At 40.3% G+C, this 16658-nt stretch carries 8 protein-coding genes; all 8 read right to left on the reverse strand.

Features of this window, described 5'->3' with window-relative positions; all coding sequences use genetic code 11:
• Positions 1-315: 315 nt before the first annotated feature.
• Complete coding sequence (locus BLQ57_RS16020; RefSeq protein WP_087940571.1) at positions 316-708, reverse strand: hypothetical protein; 393 nt, start codon at positions 706-708, stop codon at positions 316-318.
• Position 709: 1 nt separating this feature from the next.
• Positions 710-1159, reverse strand: coding sequence for a hypothetical protein (locus BLQ57_RS16025; RefSeq protein ID WP_087940572.1), 450 nt, complete (start codon positions 1157-1159; stop codon positions 710-712).
• A 37-nt stretch (positions 1160-1196) separates the two neighbouring features.
• Entirely contained in the window at positions 1197-4247 is a 3051-nt protein-coding gene (locus BLQ57_RS16030) for an Eco57I restriction-modification methylase domain-containing protein (protein WP_087940573.1), read from the reverse strand.
• Positions 4248-4943: 696 nt separating this feature from the next.
• Positions 4944-6377, reverse strand: a complete 1434-nt coding sequence (locus BLQ57_RS16035; protein WP_087940574.1) for a glycosyltransferase family 2 protein — start codon at positions 6375-6377, stop codon at positions 4944-4946.
• On the reverse strand, positions 6374-7132 hold the full coding sequence (locus BLQ57_RS16040) for a hypothetical protein (RefSeq protein WP_139162764.1): 759 nt from the start codon (positions 7130-7132) through the stop codon (positions 6374-6376). Before BLQ57_RS16040 ends, BLQ57_RS16035 begins: the two co-directional genes overlap by 4 nt.
• Before the next feature lie 117 nt (positions 7133-7249).
• On the reverse strand, positions 7250-7615 hold the full coding sequence (locus BLQ57_RS16045; protein ID WP_087940576.1) for a response regulator transcription factor: 366 nt from the start codon (positions 7613-7615) through the stop codon (positions 7250-7252).
• Positions 7612-10059: an ATP-binding protein gene (locus BLQ57_RS16050; RefSeq protein WP_087940577.1), complete on the reverse strand. Its 2448-nt coding sequence runs from the start codon at positions 10057-10059 to the stop codon at positions 7612-7614. Before BLQ57_RS16050 ends, BLQ57_RS16045 begins: the two co-directional genes overlap by 4 nt.
• A 163-nt stretch (positions 10060-10222) precedes the next feature.
• Positions 10223-16471, reverse strand: coding sequence for a choice-of-anchor tandem repeat GloVer-containing protein (locus BLQ57_RS16055; RefSeq protein ID WP_205635634.1), 6249 nt, complete (start codon positions 16469-16471; stop codon positions 10223-10225).
• Positions 16472-16658: the final 187 nt, after the last annotated feature.

The raw sequence follows: 16658 nt of genomic DNA on the forward strand, positions 1-16658 counted from the left end.
CCACGGGTTTCACCCGCGGCTATTCAAGGTTTGACCCCTGCCAGGGTCATTATTTGAAACACATTATGGAATTAAAACGATCCTGTAAGGATCGAACCTTTGAATAGCCCCCGGTGGAACCGGGGGTTTGATCGATCCACAAACCTTGGTGGGGAACAACCCCGAAGGCGGTTGAACTTGTGGGAAATGGGATTCCAAAAAATATAAAAGTGTAGATGCAAACTACGCTAAGCACAAACTATATTTTCTACACCTAGAGGGGAACCTTAACCTTGAAAGATAATAGACGCCGAGATGGGGGCCAGTACCAACAAATTAACTTAATAGCCTACTTTCTATCTGTATCTTAATAATTGTTTTTATATGTTCAGGAAAAATCAAAGTCTTATCAGAAAGAGTTTTCTTAATTACTTTTTGATATAATTTTCGATATGGAATAGGCATGAAAATGGTGATAATAAATATTGGAGTAACAATATATAGAACCATATCCCATTGATAATAAATCGAAAGATAAATTGCAAGTCCATACTTTATTATATCAAGCAAATATGTCACACCATAAAAAGTTGGAAGCATTACCAATTTCCCTAGCTTAAAAGGTATCTCTACTTCTCTAGAAATCAATTGTACATACCTTTGCATACCATAGAAATAGAAGTCTGCAAACCAAGAAATTCCAAGTATAATTAATAATTGTTTTTCCATTTTATCTTAAAGTTATCTTATTTATAAATTCATTAAAATTTTTTGAATGTATGGCTATTTTTTGTGCTTTAATTAAATTAATCTTTCTTTTTTTAAGTGATTTTTTTAATTCCCTCAATGATAAAGCATATGAAAATGATAAAGATAAAAGAAAGAGTGATGGAAAAATTAACAACGCACCAATCACCCCTATATTTTCTGGAATATTTTCATAATTTACTATTAAAACAATAGATATTATTGAAATTAGAAAAAACAACCTACCCAGAATAAGACAAATTTTTTCAAATCGAAACCCTGCTTTAAATTCTAATAGTTCTTTTTTTCTAAAATCATCAATAGATTTCATTAGATTTTCTTTACTAACAGATTTCAAATATTCATATAAATTAGGATCTATATTTTTACTTGAAAATTGAAATTTTAAATAAGGAGTTTTATAAATAGCCATATTTAATAGGATTTTAAATTTTCATTTTCGATATTTCCTAGCGTCCTTCCACTATTCTAATCTCCTCCTCTGTCAATCCATACAATTCATAAACCAGGTGGTCAATCTCTTGGTCGATGCGGTCGATCTCGGATTGGAGGGCTTGGGCTTTGGATTTTTGTTCGTTAAAATAGGCCATCCACTCGGCTTCTTCTCCTAGACTTAACTGTACCTTGGCTTTCTTTAACTCTCCCAAGAATCCCTTGAAATCTAAGGATGGCCAGTTTTGGAGTTTGGTTGACAGCTTTTCAATTTGAAATTTGGCTATTAACAATTTTGAAAAAATAGTTTCCATTTCAAATTTCTCCCTCGTTTTTTCTAAAGATTGATCAATCAACTGACTTAATTTTAATCGAACATCTTCCGAAATTGCAGGAATAACGAAACTCAAGATATTATTTACATTTAATTTAGGAAAAGCTGCCCTTGACAAATTCACATTAGAAGTCCTGAAGTAGTTTGAACAAATTTTACTGGCTATGATCGCAAGAATTGGTTTCAAAAACTCTTCTTTGCCTTGGATAGGGACAAAGTTAAATACATCTGTATTATTGACTATTGGATTTTCAGCATAGGTAATATCAACTTTTTCTTTTGATAAAATTCTATTCACCAATAATCGCGGATTTATAAAAATATCAGGATTTCTAGGGGCCGCTAAATTAGGCCCGTATTTAATATATTCCTTATGGGGCTTAATTAAAAATCTCTGAACATTTCCAGCACCAATAAGGGGAAGATACGAATCATCAATCTTAACATTAGAATGATAAACTTTATTATTCATCATTTCCCTTGTCTGAGGTGGGGTTCCTTTTCCTTTCTCATAAGGCTGCATTCCCTTATATCCTTTTAAAAAATCAGAAACTTTAAACTGTCCATTTAACATTAGCACATTTTCAAATGAAAGATTTGTATCAGAATCTAAATTAACAAACTCCACATCTTTAATGACCGCCCATTTCTTTTCAGCTAAATCACTCAATCTTTCCGAGATTGATTTTAAATCTTTATCAATAGAAATAACTACTGTTGATTTAGGAAATACTGAAAGAATTGTTTTCTCTCCTGTTAAAATAACTGTGTCTACTGTTGCATCTTCGAATACGCTAAATAAATTAAGAATCTCTAAACATTTATTCTCCAAAAATATTTGATTCCGCAATCTTGAATCATATTTAGTAGAAAGCCAGTAATTGGGAATGATTACACTGTAATAACAATTATCGTTAAGTATTTTTAAAATTCTTTCCATAAAAACAGCATAAGTATTAATTTGATATTCTGCTGTTTTGTAATTCTTGTAGATAAACTCTTTACTCTGTTCATCTAATGAATGAGATTGAACATAAGGCGGATTTCCCACCACCACATCAAAGCCTCCTTTGGCAAAGACTTTTGGGAACTGTGCTGACCAGTTGAAGGCCAAGTCTCCTGCTACTTCGGGATCATCGATCAGGGAGTTGCCTACTTTGATATTGGAATTGAGACTACTGAGTTTGCGGCCTTTTTTGGCGGTCCGGAGCCATAGGGAAAGTCGGGCGATCTGTACGGATTCCTCGTTGATGTCCACGCCGAAGATGTTGTTTTCCAGAATGTGGTTTTCTACATTGGGAAGGATCAAGGGTGAATCGAAGAGTTGGGATTCCAGTTCATCCACATAGCGATGCTCTGCCATCAAAAACTCCAAGACTTGATTTAGAAAAGCGCCTGATCCACAGGCAGGATCACAAATCGTCAGCTGTAGCAGCCAGGCACGATAGGTATCCAGTTTTTCTTTGAGCCGTTGAATCGTTTTCTTCTGCCGGCCTCTTCTCCCCTCTGCAAAATCCTCGTCGATGATGCCAAGTTCGGCTTTTTTCTCCGTGCAGAGCTTCCCAAGGGTATTGTCTACGATGTATTTGGTGATGTATTTTGGGGTATAAAAAACCCCATCCCGCTTGCGCTTGGTCTTGGAACGGTCCACGACTTCACCCGCAAGTTGGGCACGGACATTTTCGATATCATTGAGTGAATGCTCGAAAATATGTCCTAGGATATTGGTATCTACCTCGGATTCAAAATCATATTCGGTCAGCTTGCGAACGTGCTTTTCAAGTACCTGATCCGAAATCTCCAATCCATCTAAAATCGGATCGGGAGCGAAAAGCCCGCCATTGTAGGCGTGAATTTCTGCCTTGCCCGGCTGAACTCTTCCTGTATTCAAGTACCCAAAATACTTTTTGAAAATCTGGTATAAAGGTCTGTATTCGTCAAGATCGCTAAGTTTGTTCCAATGCGTGACTATTTCCATAATGGAATTAGGCGGAAGCAAACCCTTGTCCTCTGCAAAAAAGATAAATAGAAACCGATCCAAGAGCTTTTGACTTTTTTGGTAGAGTTCAAGTTCATCCGTGTCAGCATTCAACTTGACCATATCCAGCCAAAGCTCCTGCTTGAAGGCCGAATAATCCGCATAGAGTTGTTTGGTGATCTGCTCTTCTACCAGTAAAGATTGTTCTTTGATCTTTTTGGGAATGCCCGAAAGCAGGTTTTCCTTATGAAGCAGCAGCCAGAACACCTTGAATTCCTCCAGCTGCATTGCAAGAATATTGAATTCTAGGAAATCCACTGCATTGTCTATGTAGAATCGTAACTTCTCGAAATTACTGGTAATGACATAAACGCATTCAGGCTGATTGTTTTTATAATTGAAGGCTTGATCACGGATTTTTTCCAAGTCCTTCGTATCCGTCCCCTTCAGTTCAATGACTGCCAAAGCCTGCCTGTCTTTCAAAATCGCGCCATCGGTCTTTTTCGCATCCTTGATATTCTTCAGCTCTGTGGTGAGGTCATAATCCGGATTAGGATTGATGGTATAGCCCAGAATATTGACAAAGAGCTCTCGGAGAAAACCTTCCTGAAATTGTTCTTCTTTGGCGGCCCGGATATTTTGCTGTCGGGCAGGATGGTGAAAATAGTTCTGATAAGCAGCATACGCCTCCTTGACAAGCGCTTGATCTTGTGTGGCAAGGTATTTTTTAAGAACTGAGTTTTGGAAAAAAGCCATTGAAAAAAGGAAGTTTTATTACAAGTTTCTTTGAGTGGTGACACTCACAGAGGCAAGTGTGTCAATCACTCAAGTGGGCAGTTTAAAACTGACTCTTAAAGATATGGGAATTGGAGAAAAGAAAAAGGGGGAAACGTGGGATTGACGGGAAATGTCTGAATTTTTTCTCGGTTTTGAGCGTGAAGAAAGCGATCGCCTAGATTTGTTTCCTTTTAAACCGAATTAATTCATATTGGTAAAATCCAATCAAATCGCTTCTCCGAAGCTATGTTTCCACCCTCCTCCATCTGAGGCTATCATCAAAACGCCTCGCTGAGGCTTAAAACCTAACCCTATAATTCGATTCAAAAAATCAAATTCCTGCATTCGTGGCTAAAAAATAAGCCACGAATGCAGGAATTTTTCTTGTCTTGTCTTCAATCACCCAAATTTAAAAATGCACCGTCCCTACGGGACTCCTAAAACTGGGTTTCAGCCAATATTTCCAGCCGTTAAAACGGCTGGCAAGAATATCAGTCGTCCCGCTGGGACTGAACCTTGAAATACAAAATCCAAATGGGTCCACGGATCAATTCTGTGAACTCACCCCTTTTTGTGTTTCAGGAATAGGAAAAAAGAGAGTTAAGGGTAGAAGTGAGTGAGGACACTCACTTCGGCAAAGCGAGCCCACTTGATTGGGTGTGATCCTGGTTTAAACTAAGCTGCTTTTTTCTCAAATCCTTTTCGAGTCATTTCTCCCCAGCCTTTATTTCCTCTGAGCTTTTCCCAGTTCCCTTTCAGTGAGGCATAAACGGTAAATGGATGAAAGAACAAGGGTTCTAACAGAGCCACAAAACCTAATTTAAGCAAGTCACTAACCCGATGATAGCGCTTGAAGGTGGATTCTTCCGAAAAAAGCGCAATCATGGAAAAGAACACCGCAAAAACATAAACCAATCCTAAAAAAATCAAAAAGTACTGCCAATTGACAATACCCAAATAGATCAAAATTAAGGTAATTATCAATCCGGTAAATTCGACCAAAGGAGCCAAATATTCGAAGAAAAACCAATAGGGAAAACTCAACATTCCCAAGATTTTATACTTGGGGTTAAACATCATTTTTCGATGAGTCCAAAGTGTCTCTATGGTACCACGCATCCATCGGCTCCGCTGTTTGCCAAGGATTTTATAGCTCTCCGGAGCTTCTGTCCAGCAAAGCGGATCAGGTATATATTGAACTTTGTAAGGAAGTCCCTGATCGATCATAAAGCGGCGCATCCGTACGATGAGCTCCATATCTTCCCCTACTGTGGCAGTGCTGTAGCCCCCGCATTGCATGGCGATTTCCCGATCAAACATCCCAAATGCTCCACTGATAATCAGTAAACCATCGAGTTTGCTCCAAGCCATCCTTCCCAATATAAATGCCCTCAAATACTCGATCACCTGAACCCGCGCGATAAAATTATCTGGTGCTTTGACGTCGATCAGTTTTCCGGCCTTGATGGTGCAGGAGTTAGCAATCCGAACTACTCCTCCGGTAGCAATCACCCGGGAATCAGATGCCTCCATGTACGGCTTAGCCAGCTTGAGCAGGACATCTTTATCCATGATGCAGTCCACATCGATGCAGACCAAATACGGGTTTTGGGAAATATTTATCCCGGTATTGAGTGCATCAGCCTTCCCTCCGTTTTCTTTGTCCACGACTATCAGCTTTGAAAACGCCGGGTTGGTCGACATATAGATTCCCTGGACATCTTTGGTAGGAATGAAAGGCACATAAGTCATCTCAGTCCGAACCATTTGGAAACTTGAAATGAGCACCTCCATAGAATTATCCTTACTTCCATCATTGACCACGATCACATCAAAATTATTGTAATTGATCGCGAGCAAAGACTTCACATTTTCTACTATAGTGCGACCCTCATTATAAGCCGGAGCGATCAAACTCACCCTTGGCACGTTTTCCAAAGCAAGCAATGCTTTGTAGTTTACAAAGCGGTTTCTTTTCAGGTATTGGATCAACCCCCTGGCACTGATAATTGCCAAAATCAAATAAGAAATCATCACCAAAAAGGCAAAAAAAAGGATGAAGTAATTGAATACCCAGATCCCATAGTCCAAACCTTCAAATCCTGTCATACCTTAGAGAATCTTTTTTTGTGCAACAAGAAGTCTATTTCATTGATAAGCTTTTTACGCTGAGTTTTTCCCCTAAAGTATTCCAGAACTTCAAGTTGCTTAATATCATGATAGTAGTGGATCAGCCGGATTCCCAAAAGCGCCACTGATTCATTTTTTGATTGGAGAAGTTCGGGTAAATTATCAACCGGTGGAACCTTAAACCGCTTAATAGCGAAAAGGATATTGCTCTGCGTCCAATCATTGAAATACACGCTGCTCTCCCGAAATGCCCAAAGCTCTTTCAATCCCTTCAATCGAATTTTTGCTATAAGCTTTTCCTGCTGAACCATATCGTTCCGATCAAATTTTATCGCTTTAATCTTATCGTATGCCGCTTGATAATTAAGGGAAGATAGGTCACGCATACCTTCTACTTTGAGCACCCATGATCTAGCCTGAAGCTTTTTGAGTGAATAGTTTACCAAGCCAGATTGTACATAAAAGTTCTCAAGCTTCTCAACTGAGGCCCCGCTAAAATTCTGATGGAGGCCAATAAGAGACTTAATCATTACCTTTTGGTAAAGTTTGGATTTTCCGGCAAGACTAAAATTGGTTTCTTCGCCATCTTCTTTTCCAAAAAGGATTCTAAACAAAATTTGATCAATTTCTTCCTGATAAGCTTTTTTCTTCTTCTCTTCCCGTATTTTAAATATTCTTTTAAATAGAGTAGCGAAAAAGAAATAAAGGGAGCCCAGCAAAAAAAACAGGATCACGAGCAGCAAGATTTCTATTAAATCAAGGCTCGATGCCCAGTCTAATCCTCCGGAAATGGTTTGGTTTATAAACTCCGACAATGCGATATTGTATATTAAGGATAGGTGATGGACTAATTAGGCGATCAGCTTTTGGATTCTTTTCAACAAAATGGCTGGACTAAAGGGCTTGGAAATAAACTCATCAGCACCCAAATCTAAAACCTCCAATTCGGTGGCCTCTATACCTGAAGCAGTCAAAACGATCACCGGAATATCGGACTTTTTCTCTTTTCTTACGGTTTGGATAATCTGTTGACCTCCTGCAAAAGGCAAGTTTAAATCGGTGATAATCAAATTAATACTTTCGATATTTTCATCCAAGATCTCAAGAGCATCAGCTCCATTGTTATGAGACAAAACCTCAAATTGGTTCATAGTCAAGTAGAAAGTCAAGGATTTCAATAAAATCTCATCATCCTCAACTATTAAAATTCTCTTCATTTACTTATTAATTTACTTTCCAAGAAAGGTTTCACCTTGCTCAGGTATTGGGTAATTATTTGATATTCAGCTGCTATTCCTTCCAGGTCTTCTTCTTCGGCCAGGTATTCCATTAAAATCAGACTGCTATCATCCGCTCCTATCACACCAAAGGAGGATTTAATTCTATGGCAACTTGCTTTGATTTTTTTAAAATCTTCTTGATTTATCAGTTCTGCGATTTCAGGTTCCCAGTTCTGGATTTGGATGATAAACATTTGAATCATTTCTTGCTCAAATTGCTCAATTCCACCGGAAAATTCCTTTAAAATATTGAGATCTACCGGAACTTCCAACTTTTTGGTTGTGCTTATTTGATGACTTTCTGAAGGTCGCTTATGATATTCAGTCCAAAGGTAAAGCTTTTCGAAAAGTTCTTCTTTTTTAAAAGGCTTACCTAGGTAATCATTCATTCCAATATCTAGGCATTTTTGCTTTTCCTTGATCAGATAATTGGCAGAAAGTGCAATGATAGGTACCTTCGTTTTGATTTCCTCTCGCAGGACTTGGGTAGTCTGATAACCATCCATCAGCGGCATTTGAATATCCATCAGTACCAAATCAAATGGCTTTTCCTTAAAAAGCGATACACCCTCGACACCGGAAGGAGCTATTTCCAATTCAAATTGGGTCGACTTCAATAGAGTTTGGACCAAGACTTGATTGAGTTCATTGTCCTCGCAGAGAAGTATTTTGATTGGTTTCTCTACTTTTTGGAAGGTAATGGGATCATTTTTGAGATAAATAACTCCATTGGATTTAGGAAAAGGAATAGTAAACAAAAACTCAGTGCCTATTCCTTCCCTGCTACTTACCTCGATGGTGCCGTCCATCTTCTCCACGAGACTTTTACTGATATTCAGTCCCAAGCCTGTTCCACCAAATTTCCGGGAAATCTTCTCATCACTTTGTGAAAATCGGTCAAAAATCACCGCTAATTTATCCAAGGGAATCCCTATCCCTGAATCAATAATCCGAAAACGAATGTCAGAATCCGCTTCAGTTTGGTAAAACAGTTCCACTTTAAGCTTGACAAAACCGGATTCTGTGAATTTAATAGCATTTCCGATCAAATTGATGAGCACCTGAGAAAGCCGATTTTTATCTCCTTTGACCCAAATGGGTACCTCATCGGCAATTTCAATACTAAAATCCAGATTTTTCTGAAATGCCTTCAATTGTAAAAACGAGCTTAGTTCCTGAATGGATTCATGCAGATTGAAATCCAGAGATTCGATTTGAAAAAGACCCGATTCAATTTTAGAAAGGTCCAAAATATCATTGATCACAAAAAGTAAATTGTCTCCGGCAGATTTTACTGCATTCAGCTGCTCCAATTTTACCGCATCCTTTTCAACTTCCAGCAGCAACTGAGTAAAGCCCAACACAGCATGAATGGGAGTTCGGATTTCGTGACTGACATTGGCAATAAACTGGTCTTTTTGACTATTCAATTGATCGGCTTGTTCTTTAGCCTGCTGCAGCTGTTTCCTGCTTTCGATCGATTTGGTGATTTCTTGCGCTATTTTGATCACCCTTTGAACCTTTCCATTTTCATCCAAAACCGGATTGTAAGTAGCCATCAACCAAACTTCCTTCCCCGATTTATGCAACCTCTTCATCTGTCCGGATTTGAATTGACCATTACTTAGGCTTTCCCAAAACTCTTTATTTTTCAGCAAGTCCTCCTCAAACAAAAGATTGGAATGATGTTCTCCCTCAAGCGATTGAGAATTATAACCCAAATATTCGGCAAAAATTTCATTAGCTTCAAGAATAAAACCATCCGGAGAAAACTGAACTAATCCACTAGATAGGCTAATCGCCTGAAGTAAGGCATTGATTTCACTTTCTTTTTGATCCAGGCGTTCGAAAAGTACTTTGCTTTGTTTGTCAACAATAGTTTCTAACTCCAAGCCAAGTTTTTGATTCATTTTTTTGGCCTCCATCAAGGCCATGGCTTGCTGGGCTAAAAGTTTGAAAGATTTCTGCTGCTTTTCTGAAAGGATGTGTTTTTGGGTACTGGCTACGCAAACTGTACCGATGTTCTGGCCATTGGGAGCTTTAAGGGGTAAGCCCGCGTAAAATTTCAATCCATCCGGACCTTGAGCAGCTGCTTTGTCTTTGACCCTGAGGTCCTGTTGAACATCTTGAATTTCCAGGTACGCATCATCCAATAGAGTGAACTGGCAAAAAGAGTCTTCTATCGGTACTTCCTGATTTTCCACTCCTACTTTGGCTTTGTACCATTGCCTTTTGCCATCTATCAAGGAAATAATAGCGATCGGTACCTCACATACGATTGAGATCAATTCAGCCAAGCGATCCATTTCCTCCTCAGCTGGGGTGTCCAGCAGATTATAGGATAATACTGTTTTGAGGCGCTCGATTTCCTGGGCTTCCATGAATTTATTTTTAGCAAAAATAAGTAGATGAATGAGATAGAAAAGGAATTAAAATTTAAAGCATTAAAGCGGTTTGTAAATACATTTCAGTGACTTGAAAAATAAGAACAAAAAAATCCCACCTCAATAGAAGTGGGATTTTTGATAAGACTAGATTCAAATTTTACTTTTTAATCAATCGCTTAGTCATCACAATCACTCCTGTTTTGACTTGAACTGTGTAGAGTCCCGATGCCAAGCCATCCAAATCGAAGGTCTGAATGAAGCTGCCATTTCGGAGCTCTTCATTTTCAAGCACCAATCTTCCCGTTGCATCGAAGATTCGAATGGCTACCGTGGCTTCTTGATCCAAATCTACCATTACCGAAGTCTCTTCATGAGCAGGGTTTGGATAGAGGAGGAATTCACCAGGCTTGAGCTCTTGAGAAAATTTAAGCCCAATTTCTTCGGATAAATTGTTCATTACCTCAGCTGTTGGATCGGTAATCTCCCGCTTATTGCCTTTACCCTTAGGCGTATGGATAGTAATAGCCCCACCCCCTAGGACAGTTGATGCATCTGAGTTGTCATCCGCACCCAATCCATTGTCATAGACTATGCCTGTTGGGCCCCAGATTTTAATTCGGAACTGATCTGGATCTGTTCCACCATTCCAATTACCATCTAGAGCAACCAGCGTGAATTTGTACCCAGGGATATCATTAACAGTCCCTTCACCTCTGTAAGTAGCCTTCCTACCCGAAATCACCAAGGAACCCGATTCATGCAGCGTGGATTTGAAATATAAACCTCCGGCATGGAATTCAAACTCAGTGTTACCATCCACACGGTTAGACCCTTTCTTGTATTTGGATACAAATCCAAAGTTGGCTTTACCTGCTAGGCTTTCATCTGCTTTGTAAGCCCTTTCTGGTGACATGATCCAACCACCACCGGTAACAAAGTTTCCATTCGGATCATATATTGGCAGGTAGGCCACAGATTCAATAAGCCCCGAACATTCCTGTATTGTTGCCGATACTTTGTAGACAACTGGTATACTACCTAAACCAGTAGCGTCAAGAGTTAACGTTGCCACACCTGATCCATCAGTGATTGCTATTCCTTTTTCGACACCGTCAAGTGAGAATGTTACTTCAAGTCCGCCAGTGGCGGGTGATACAATTGCTTTCAGAACGGCATCACTTCCTATCGGAACAGGAGTGCCTGAATCAGAAGCATCTATGCTCAGCGCTGCATTATCGTTGATAGTCACCGTGGCATTGGCATTGGCTGTATTTCCAGCAGCATCTGTCACTGATACAGAAACATTATTGTCTCCTATATTGTCGCAATCAAAGGTGAAAACTGTTGGGCTAAATACCACATCACTACAGTTATCCGTTGCGGCAAAAATATCAGTAGCCTGCAATGTGACCGTATTTGTTAAACCAAGTACTGCTGATGGTGTCGGGTTAATCACTTTGATCACCGGTGCTTCTGCATCAACCACGGTTATGGTGAAGCTTTCTTGCTTTGCTTTATTACCCGCTGCATCCACCGCATCCACCGTCACGATGGTAGTTCCTATCGGGAAGAGGGTGTTTGGTTCCTGACTATAGCTGATGGTAGTACCCGGGCAATTATCAGAAACAAATGCACTAAAGTCTATTATGATACCACACTGGCCTGGATCATTATTTTGAGTTCTTGAAGCCGGAATGGCGGTAATTACTGGAGCTTCTGCATCTATCACGGTTACAGTAAAGCTCTTTTGGATAGCTTTATTGCCAGCCGCATCTGTGGCATCTACAGTTACGGTAGTGGTTCCTAATGGGAAAAATGATCCAGAAGAATGGCTAGCGGTATAGCTTATTGATGGGTCACAATCATCGCTAATACCTACAGTATAGGTAACTGTGGCACCACACTGGCCAGCATCATTGCTCACAGTAATATCATCTGGGACAGTAACTATCGGTGCAGTATTGTCTACCACTGTAATGGTAGTAGAAGCTGTACTAGAACCGCCATTACCATCATCAACAGTCAAGCTGACGTTGGTCACGCCCAATGGATAAGGACCAGCTGGACTCACTGAGAAGGATAACTCATCACCATTAGCATCTGTCGACCCTCCATCAAAATCAGCAGCGGTAGCGGTACCCTGACAATTTGCATCGGCAGAGATCGTGAGAGATTGCGCAACTGCGACTGGAGCCTCATTACACACATTATTTGGATCGGTTACTGTCAATATATAGTCTCCTGAGGTTTGATTCCCTGCATCGTCAAAAGCAGTTACTGTAACAGTAAAAGAGCCTAGATCACCACAAGTATAAGTACTTGATCCAGTGCCACCTACCCTATTAATCCCACAATTATCACTAAGTTGAACAATCGCTCCATTATTTAAGGCATTGCCATTTGCCGTTCCATCAGGATCGATGATTACTGTTACGTCCTGAAGAACCAACACAGGAGGCGTAGTATCCTCAACCCTAATGTTCTGGCTTACTGAGGTGGTATTTCCTGATGGATCGGTAAAGGTCCAAGTGCGAACTTCAGTGAAGTCAACTCCATTGGCATCATATGTTTTAGTAATGATAGGAGATATACGTGTTGTACCATCTTCACAATTATCGGTAAAAGTCAAATCAACCGGAGCAGGTACATCACCCTCACATTCCACGGTTACATCAGCCGGAACAGGTGGAGCAACAGGAGGAGTGATATCTTTCACGATAATAGTCTGACTTACAGAAGAGCTGTTACCAGCGGCATCGAAAAAGGTCCACGTACGCACTTCTTCAAAGCTACCACGAAAGATATCATTAAGATTGAGCAAATCTAAATCAGAGGAACCTAAAGGAAATTCATCTGAATAATAGATGATAGTCGGGCTTGCAGTAATCGAACCTGAACAATTGTCAGATGCTGTTAAATCCATCGGTGGCGGAACCTCACTTGCGCATTGCAGAGTCAAGTCTTCAGGTGCAGACGGAGGAACAGGAGCAGTATCATCTTTTACGGTAACAGTAGTAGTGGCGGTGCTGGATGCCCCTTTGCTATTGGTAACTGTTAAGATCACATTGGTTACGCCCAGGTCGTAAGGCCCTAATGGCGCTATACTAAAGGAAAGCACATCACCCTCAGGGTCGGTAGAACCTCCATCAAAGTCAGTGGCTACTGCAACTGCCTGGCAGTTTTCACTGGCGGATAAAACTAGCGGTTTAGCTACGGCTACCGGGGGTTGGTTGCAAACACCAAAAGGATCGATAACGGTAACATTAATAGAAGCAGATGACTGATTGCCTGCTGCATCCGATACCGTTAAAGTAACTAGCTTAGGGCTACCCAGATCATTGCAACTGAATGATGTTGGGCTAATGGAGCGGTCTGCGATACCACAGTTATCACTACTTCCGCCATCAAAATCATCCGCGTTCATTAATAAATTTCCGGTGGCATCCAAGGCCAAAAGTCGGGTAGTGGCACCGGCCTTCAGCACGTAGGTTTTAAAAATCAAGTCATTAATCTGTGAGCTTATAAGAGTATTGGTATTTATACTGTATGAATAGAAAGTACCGCCAGAATAGGGATCACCACCAAGCACTACAGCTGTTTGTATTCTATGGTTCCCCGTGGTGGTTAGGGTCATTAGATAAGAACTCCCTGCCGTAACAGTAATTGGACTATCAAAGATAAAGGGGACGAATGCATCAGTAGCATCTACGTTCGCAAAAGAAGCAGTACCCAGCAGCATCCCCGGATTATTGGGATCGGAACCGTTGTAGAGGTTTAAAGTAATCGTGCCCGCCTCAATTGTGCGGGCAATTTCCACATCAATCCGGGACATAAAACCAGTCGATGCTGCCTCAAATGTTTGTGCTGATATATTGAATAAACCAAGAGGTGAATTGGTGGCATTTGGTATCGCGGCCAAATTCACTTCTACATCTACAACTTCGCCTAAGCTTACGGCAGTTGGTGCTTCAGTATCAGGTGTCAAAAGAATTTCTACCTCTAGGCTTCCTTTTGCACCTAGATTATCCGTCACTTCAACTTTATATATGCCTGCGGCCAGGTTATTCAAATCTTCTAAGTCAGCAGTAAAAGTATCCGGACCAGTCCAAGAGATCACAGGGGTTCCTGTAGCTCCGGCTATGGTCAGGTCAATACTGCCGTTTCGGCCCGGGCAAGTCTCATCTACTTTGGTCGCTGATAAACTCAATTCAGCAGGAGTAGCATCAAATAAGGTCAACTGACCATATAGGGGGAATCCCCCATTTGTCAAATTAAAATCCGCAGTCTTGAGGTAGGAATTATTGGCAGGATCATATTCAAATACAACTCCATAATCTTCGGAACCTCCTACAGTGGTCATACCCCATAATTTACCGCCGTAAGCTGATAAGGTGCCGTAAGGAGATCCACCACTCGCCAAACTAAAGCTATGTTTTCTGCTGAAAGTATCCGTATTTGGGTTAAATTCAAACAAAACACCATTTCCTGCTCCCCCACCAGAAGTCAACCCATAAAGTTTATTGTCCAATACAGTCAGACTACCAAAAGGAGTCATCCCATTGGCGGATTCAAAATCAAACTTTTTTACAATTGTTGCCGAACTAGGATTATACTCAAAAATCACTCCTCCAAAATTAGCACCACCTGAAGTGGTCATTCCGTAAAGGATACCTTCAAATTCAACTAGACTTCCAAGTGGTCCCTCCCCGTTGAGCCCTTCAAAAGAAGCTCCATTTGTAAACGAACCTGAGACAGGGTCAAACTCAAATACAACCCCTTTATTATTCCTTCCACCCGCTTTTGAAAGCCCATAAAATTTACCATTGAGTACCGTCAAACTTCCAAATGGAGACCCACCACTGGCGCTTGATTGATCAAAATTTGCCATTCTTACAAATGAGGAATTAATCGGATCGTACATGAAAATCAATCCTTGATCATTTGCCCCTCCATTGGGCGTCATCCCATAGAACTTATCATTATAGAGAGTCAAGTCTCCTGATGGTTTGGCACCATTGCTTCCATCAAACTCGACAAGGGGCGTATAATTTTGGCTTGCCGGATCAAAAGAAAAAATAACTCCAACTTCACCCTTTCCACCTATTGCAGCCATGCCGTAAAACACACCATTAAACAAGGTCAAACTGCCAGAAGGAAAGCTACCATTGGTTTTGTTGAAATCAACTCGGATACCATAAGCATCAGTAATAGGGTTAAACTCAAAAATAACTCCAGAATCACCTTTTCCTCCCGAAGTGGTCATACCGTATAGTCTACTATTAAACTCTGTCAAACTGCCTAACGGAAGACTCCCGCTTTCCTTTTCGAAATCCCTCTTTTTGATGTATGAATTAGTCGTGGGTTCGAACTCAAAGAGAACACCGACATCGCCTGTCCCGCCATTTACTGTCACCCCGTAAAGCTTGCCGTTAAAAAGGGTCAAAGCACCAAAAGGAGCGCTTCCATTTGCTCCATCGAATACATCAAAGGTGAAAAACGTTTTACTATTTGGATTATACTCAAAAATAAATCCATTGTCAGAACTACCCCCTTTAGGTCTTGTCCCATAAAGATTGCCGCCCAAAACTGTTAATCCACCATCATCCTGAGAATTGCTATCCTTTCCTTCAGAAAAATCGAGTAATTTTGTAAACTCAAGTACTTTCGTGAACTCATTTTCGCCGAAAGAAAATAAAACACCATTATCTGTAGTTCCACCACTAGTAGTAGTCCCATAAAGCACATTGTTAAGGACTGTCAAACTGCCCCAAGGAAAACTGCCATTTACTCCATCAAAATCATGTAATATTGAATAGGTCGCTGTCAATGGATCGAATGAAAAAATAGATCCCGCGTTTTGGGATCCACCTGAAAACGTCAATCCGAAAAGTATGCCGTTTAAGTTTACCAAACCACCTGAAGGAGTGGATCCATCTAAATCAAATTCATACTTTTCTGAGTACAAAACTGTCACTGGATCAAACTCAAAAATGACACCTCCATTGGTTTCACCACCTGAGGTTGTTCCGTACAATTTCCCATTGAATTCTATCAGTCCCCCATTTGGAAAACTTGAACTTGCAAAGTCATGCTTTTTTGTATAAACCCCGTTTATAGGGTTAAATTCAAACAATACACCACTGAAAAAAGCACCTCCGCTATAAGTCAATCCATATAATTTGCCATTGACTTCTGTTAAATTATTATAGTCCGGTCTTCCTGGTGAAGCATTGGTGAATCCTGTAGGAGCAGGATCAATCAGTGCTTGCTTATTGATATCGTATTCAATAATTGCACCTGTACCATCTTTCCCTCCCTGGGAAGTAAGTCCATATAATGTGGTTCTTTGAGCTAACGATGGCGATAGGGTCAAAAACAATAAAAGGAAGGACAAGCTGTATACCATGAGGTATAAGGGTATCTTTTTTTCAAATGAAAAAGGAAATTTCTGCCATCCAGAAAATTTATTTTTTATTGATTGATTCATATTAGTTGATTTAATGGAGACTTGAAATTTTATCGAATGCTTTATTTGAGGCTTACACGCTAGAAAAGAAATCCATTAGATCTTCAATACACCAAGACAAATTTTT

This window comes from Algoriphagus faecimaris (assembly GCF_900101705.1).
Lineage (GTDB): Bacteria > Bacteroidota > Bacteroidia > Cytophagales > Cyclobacteriaceae > Algoriphagus > Algoriphagus faecimaris.

Excerpts from the sequence above, each read along its gene's own strand:
- BLQ57_RS16035 (WP_087940574.1), bottom strand. The coding sequence starts at position 6,377 with ATGACAGGATTTGAAGGTTTGGACTATGGGATCTGGGTATTCAATTAC.
- BLQ57_RS16045 (WP_087940576.1), bottom strand. The coding sequence starts at position 7,615 with ATGAAGAGAATTTTAATAGTTGAGGATGATGAGATTTTATTGAAATCC.
- BLQ57_RS16020 (WP_087940571.1), bottom strand. The coding sequence starts at position 708 with ATGGAAAAACAATTATTAATTATACTTGGAATTTCTTGGTTTGCAGAC.
- BLQ57_RS16025 (WP_087940572.1), bottom strand. The coding sequence starts at position 1,159 with ATGGCTATTTATAAAACTCCTTATTTAAAATTTCAATTTTCAAGTAAA.
- BLQ57_RS16030 (WP_087940573.1), bottom strand. The coding sequence starts at position 4,247 with ATGGCTTTTTTCCAAAACTCAGTTCTTAAAAAATACCTTGCCACACAA.
- BLQ57_RS16050 (WP_087940577.1), bottom strand. The coding sequence starts at position 10,059 with ATGGAAGCCCAGGAAATCGAGCGCCTCAAAACAGTATTATCCTATAAT.
- BLQ57_RS16055 (WP_205635634.1), bottom strand. The coding sequence starts at position 16,471 with ATGGTATACAGCTTGTCCTTCCTTTTATTGTTTTTGACCCTATCGCCA.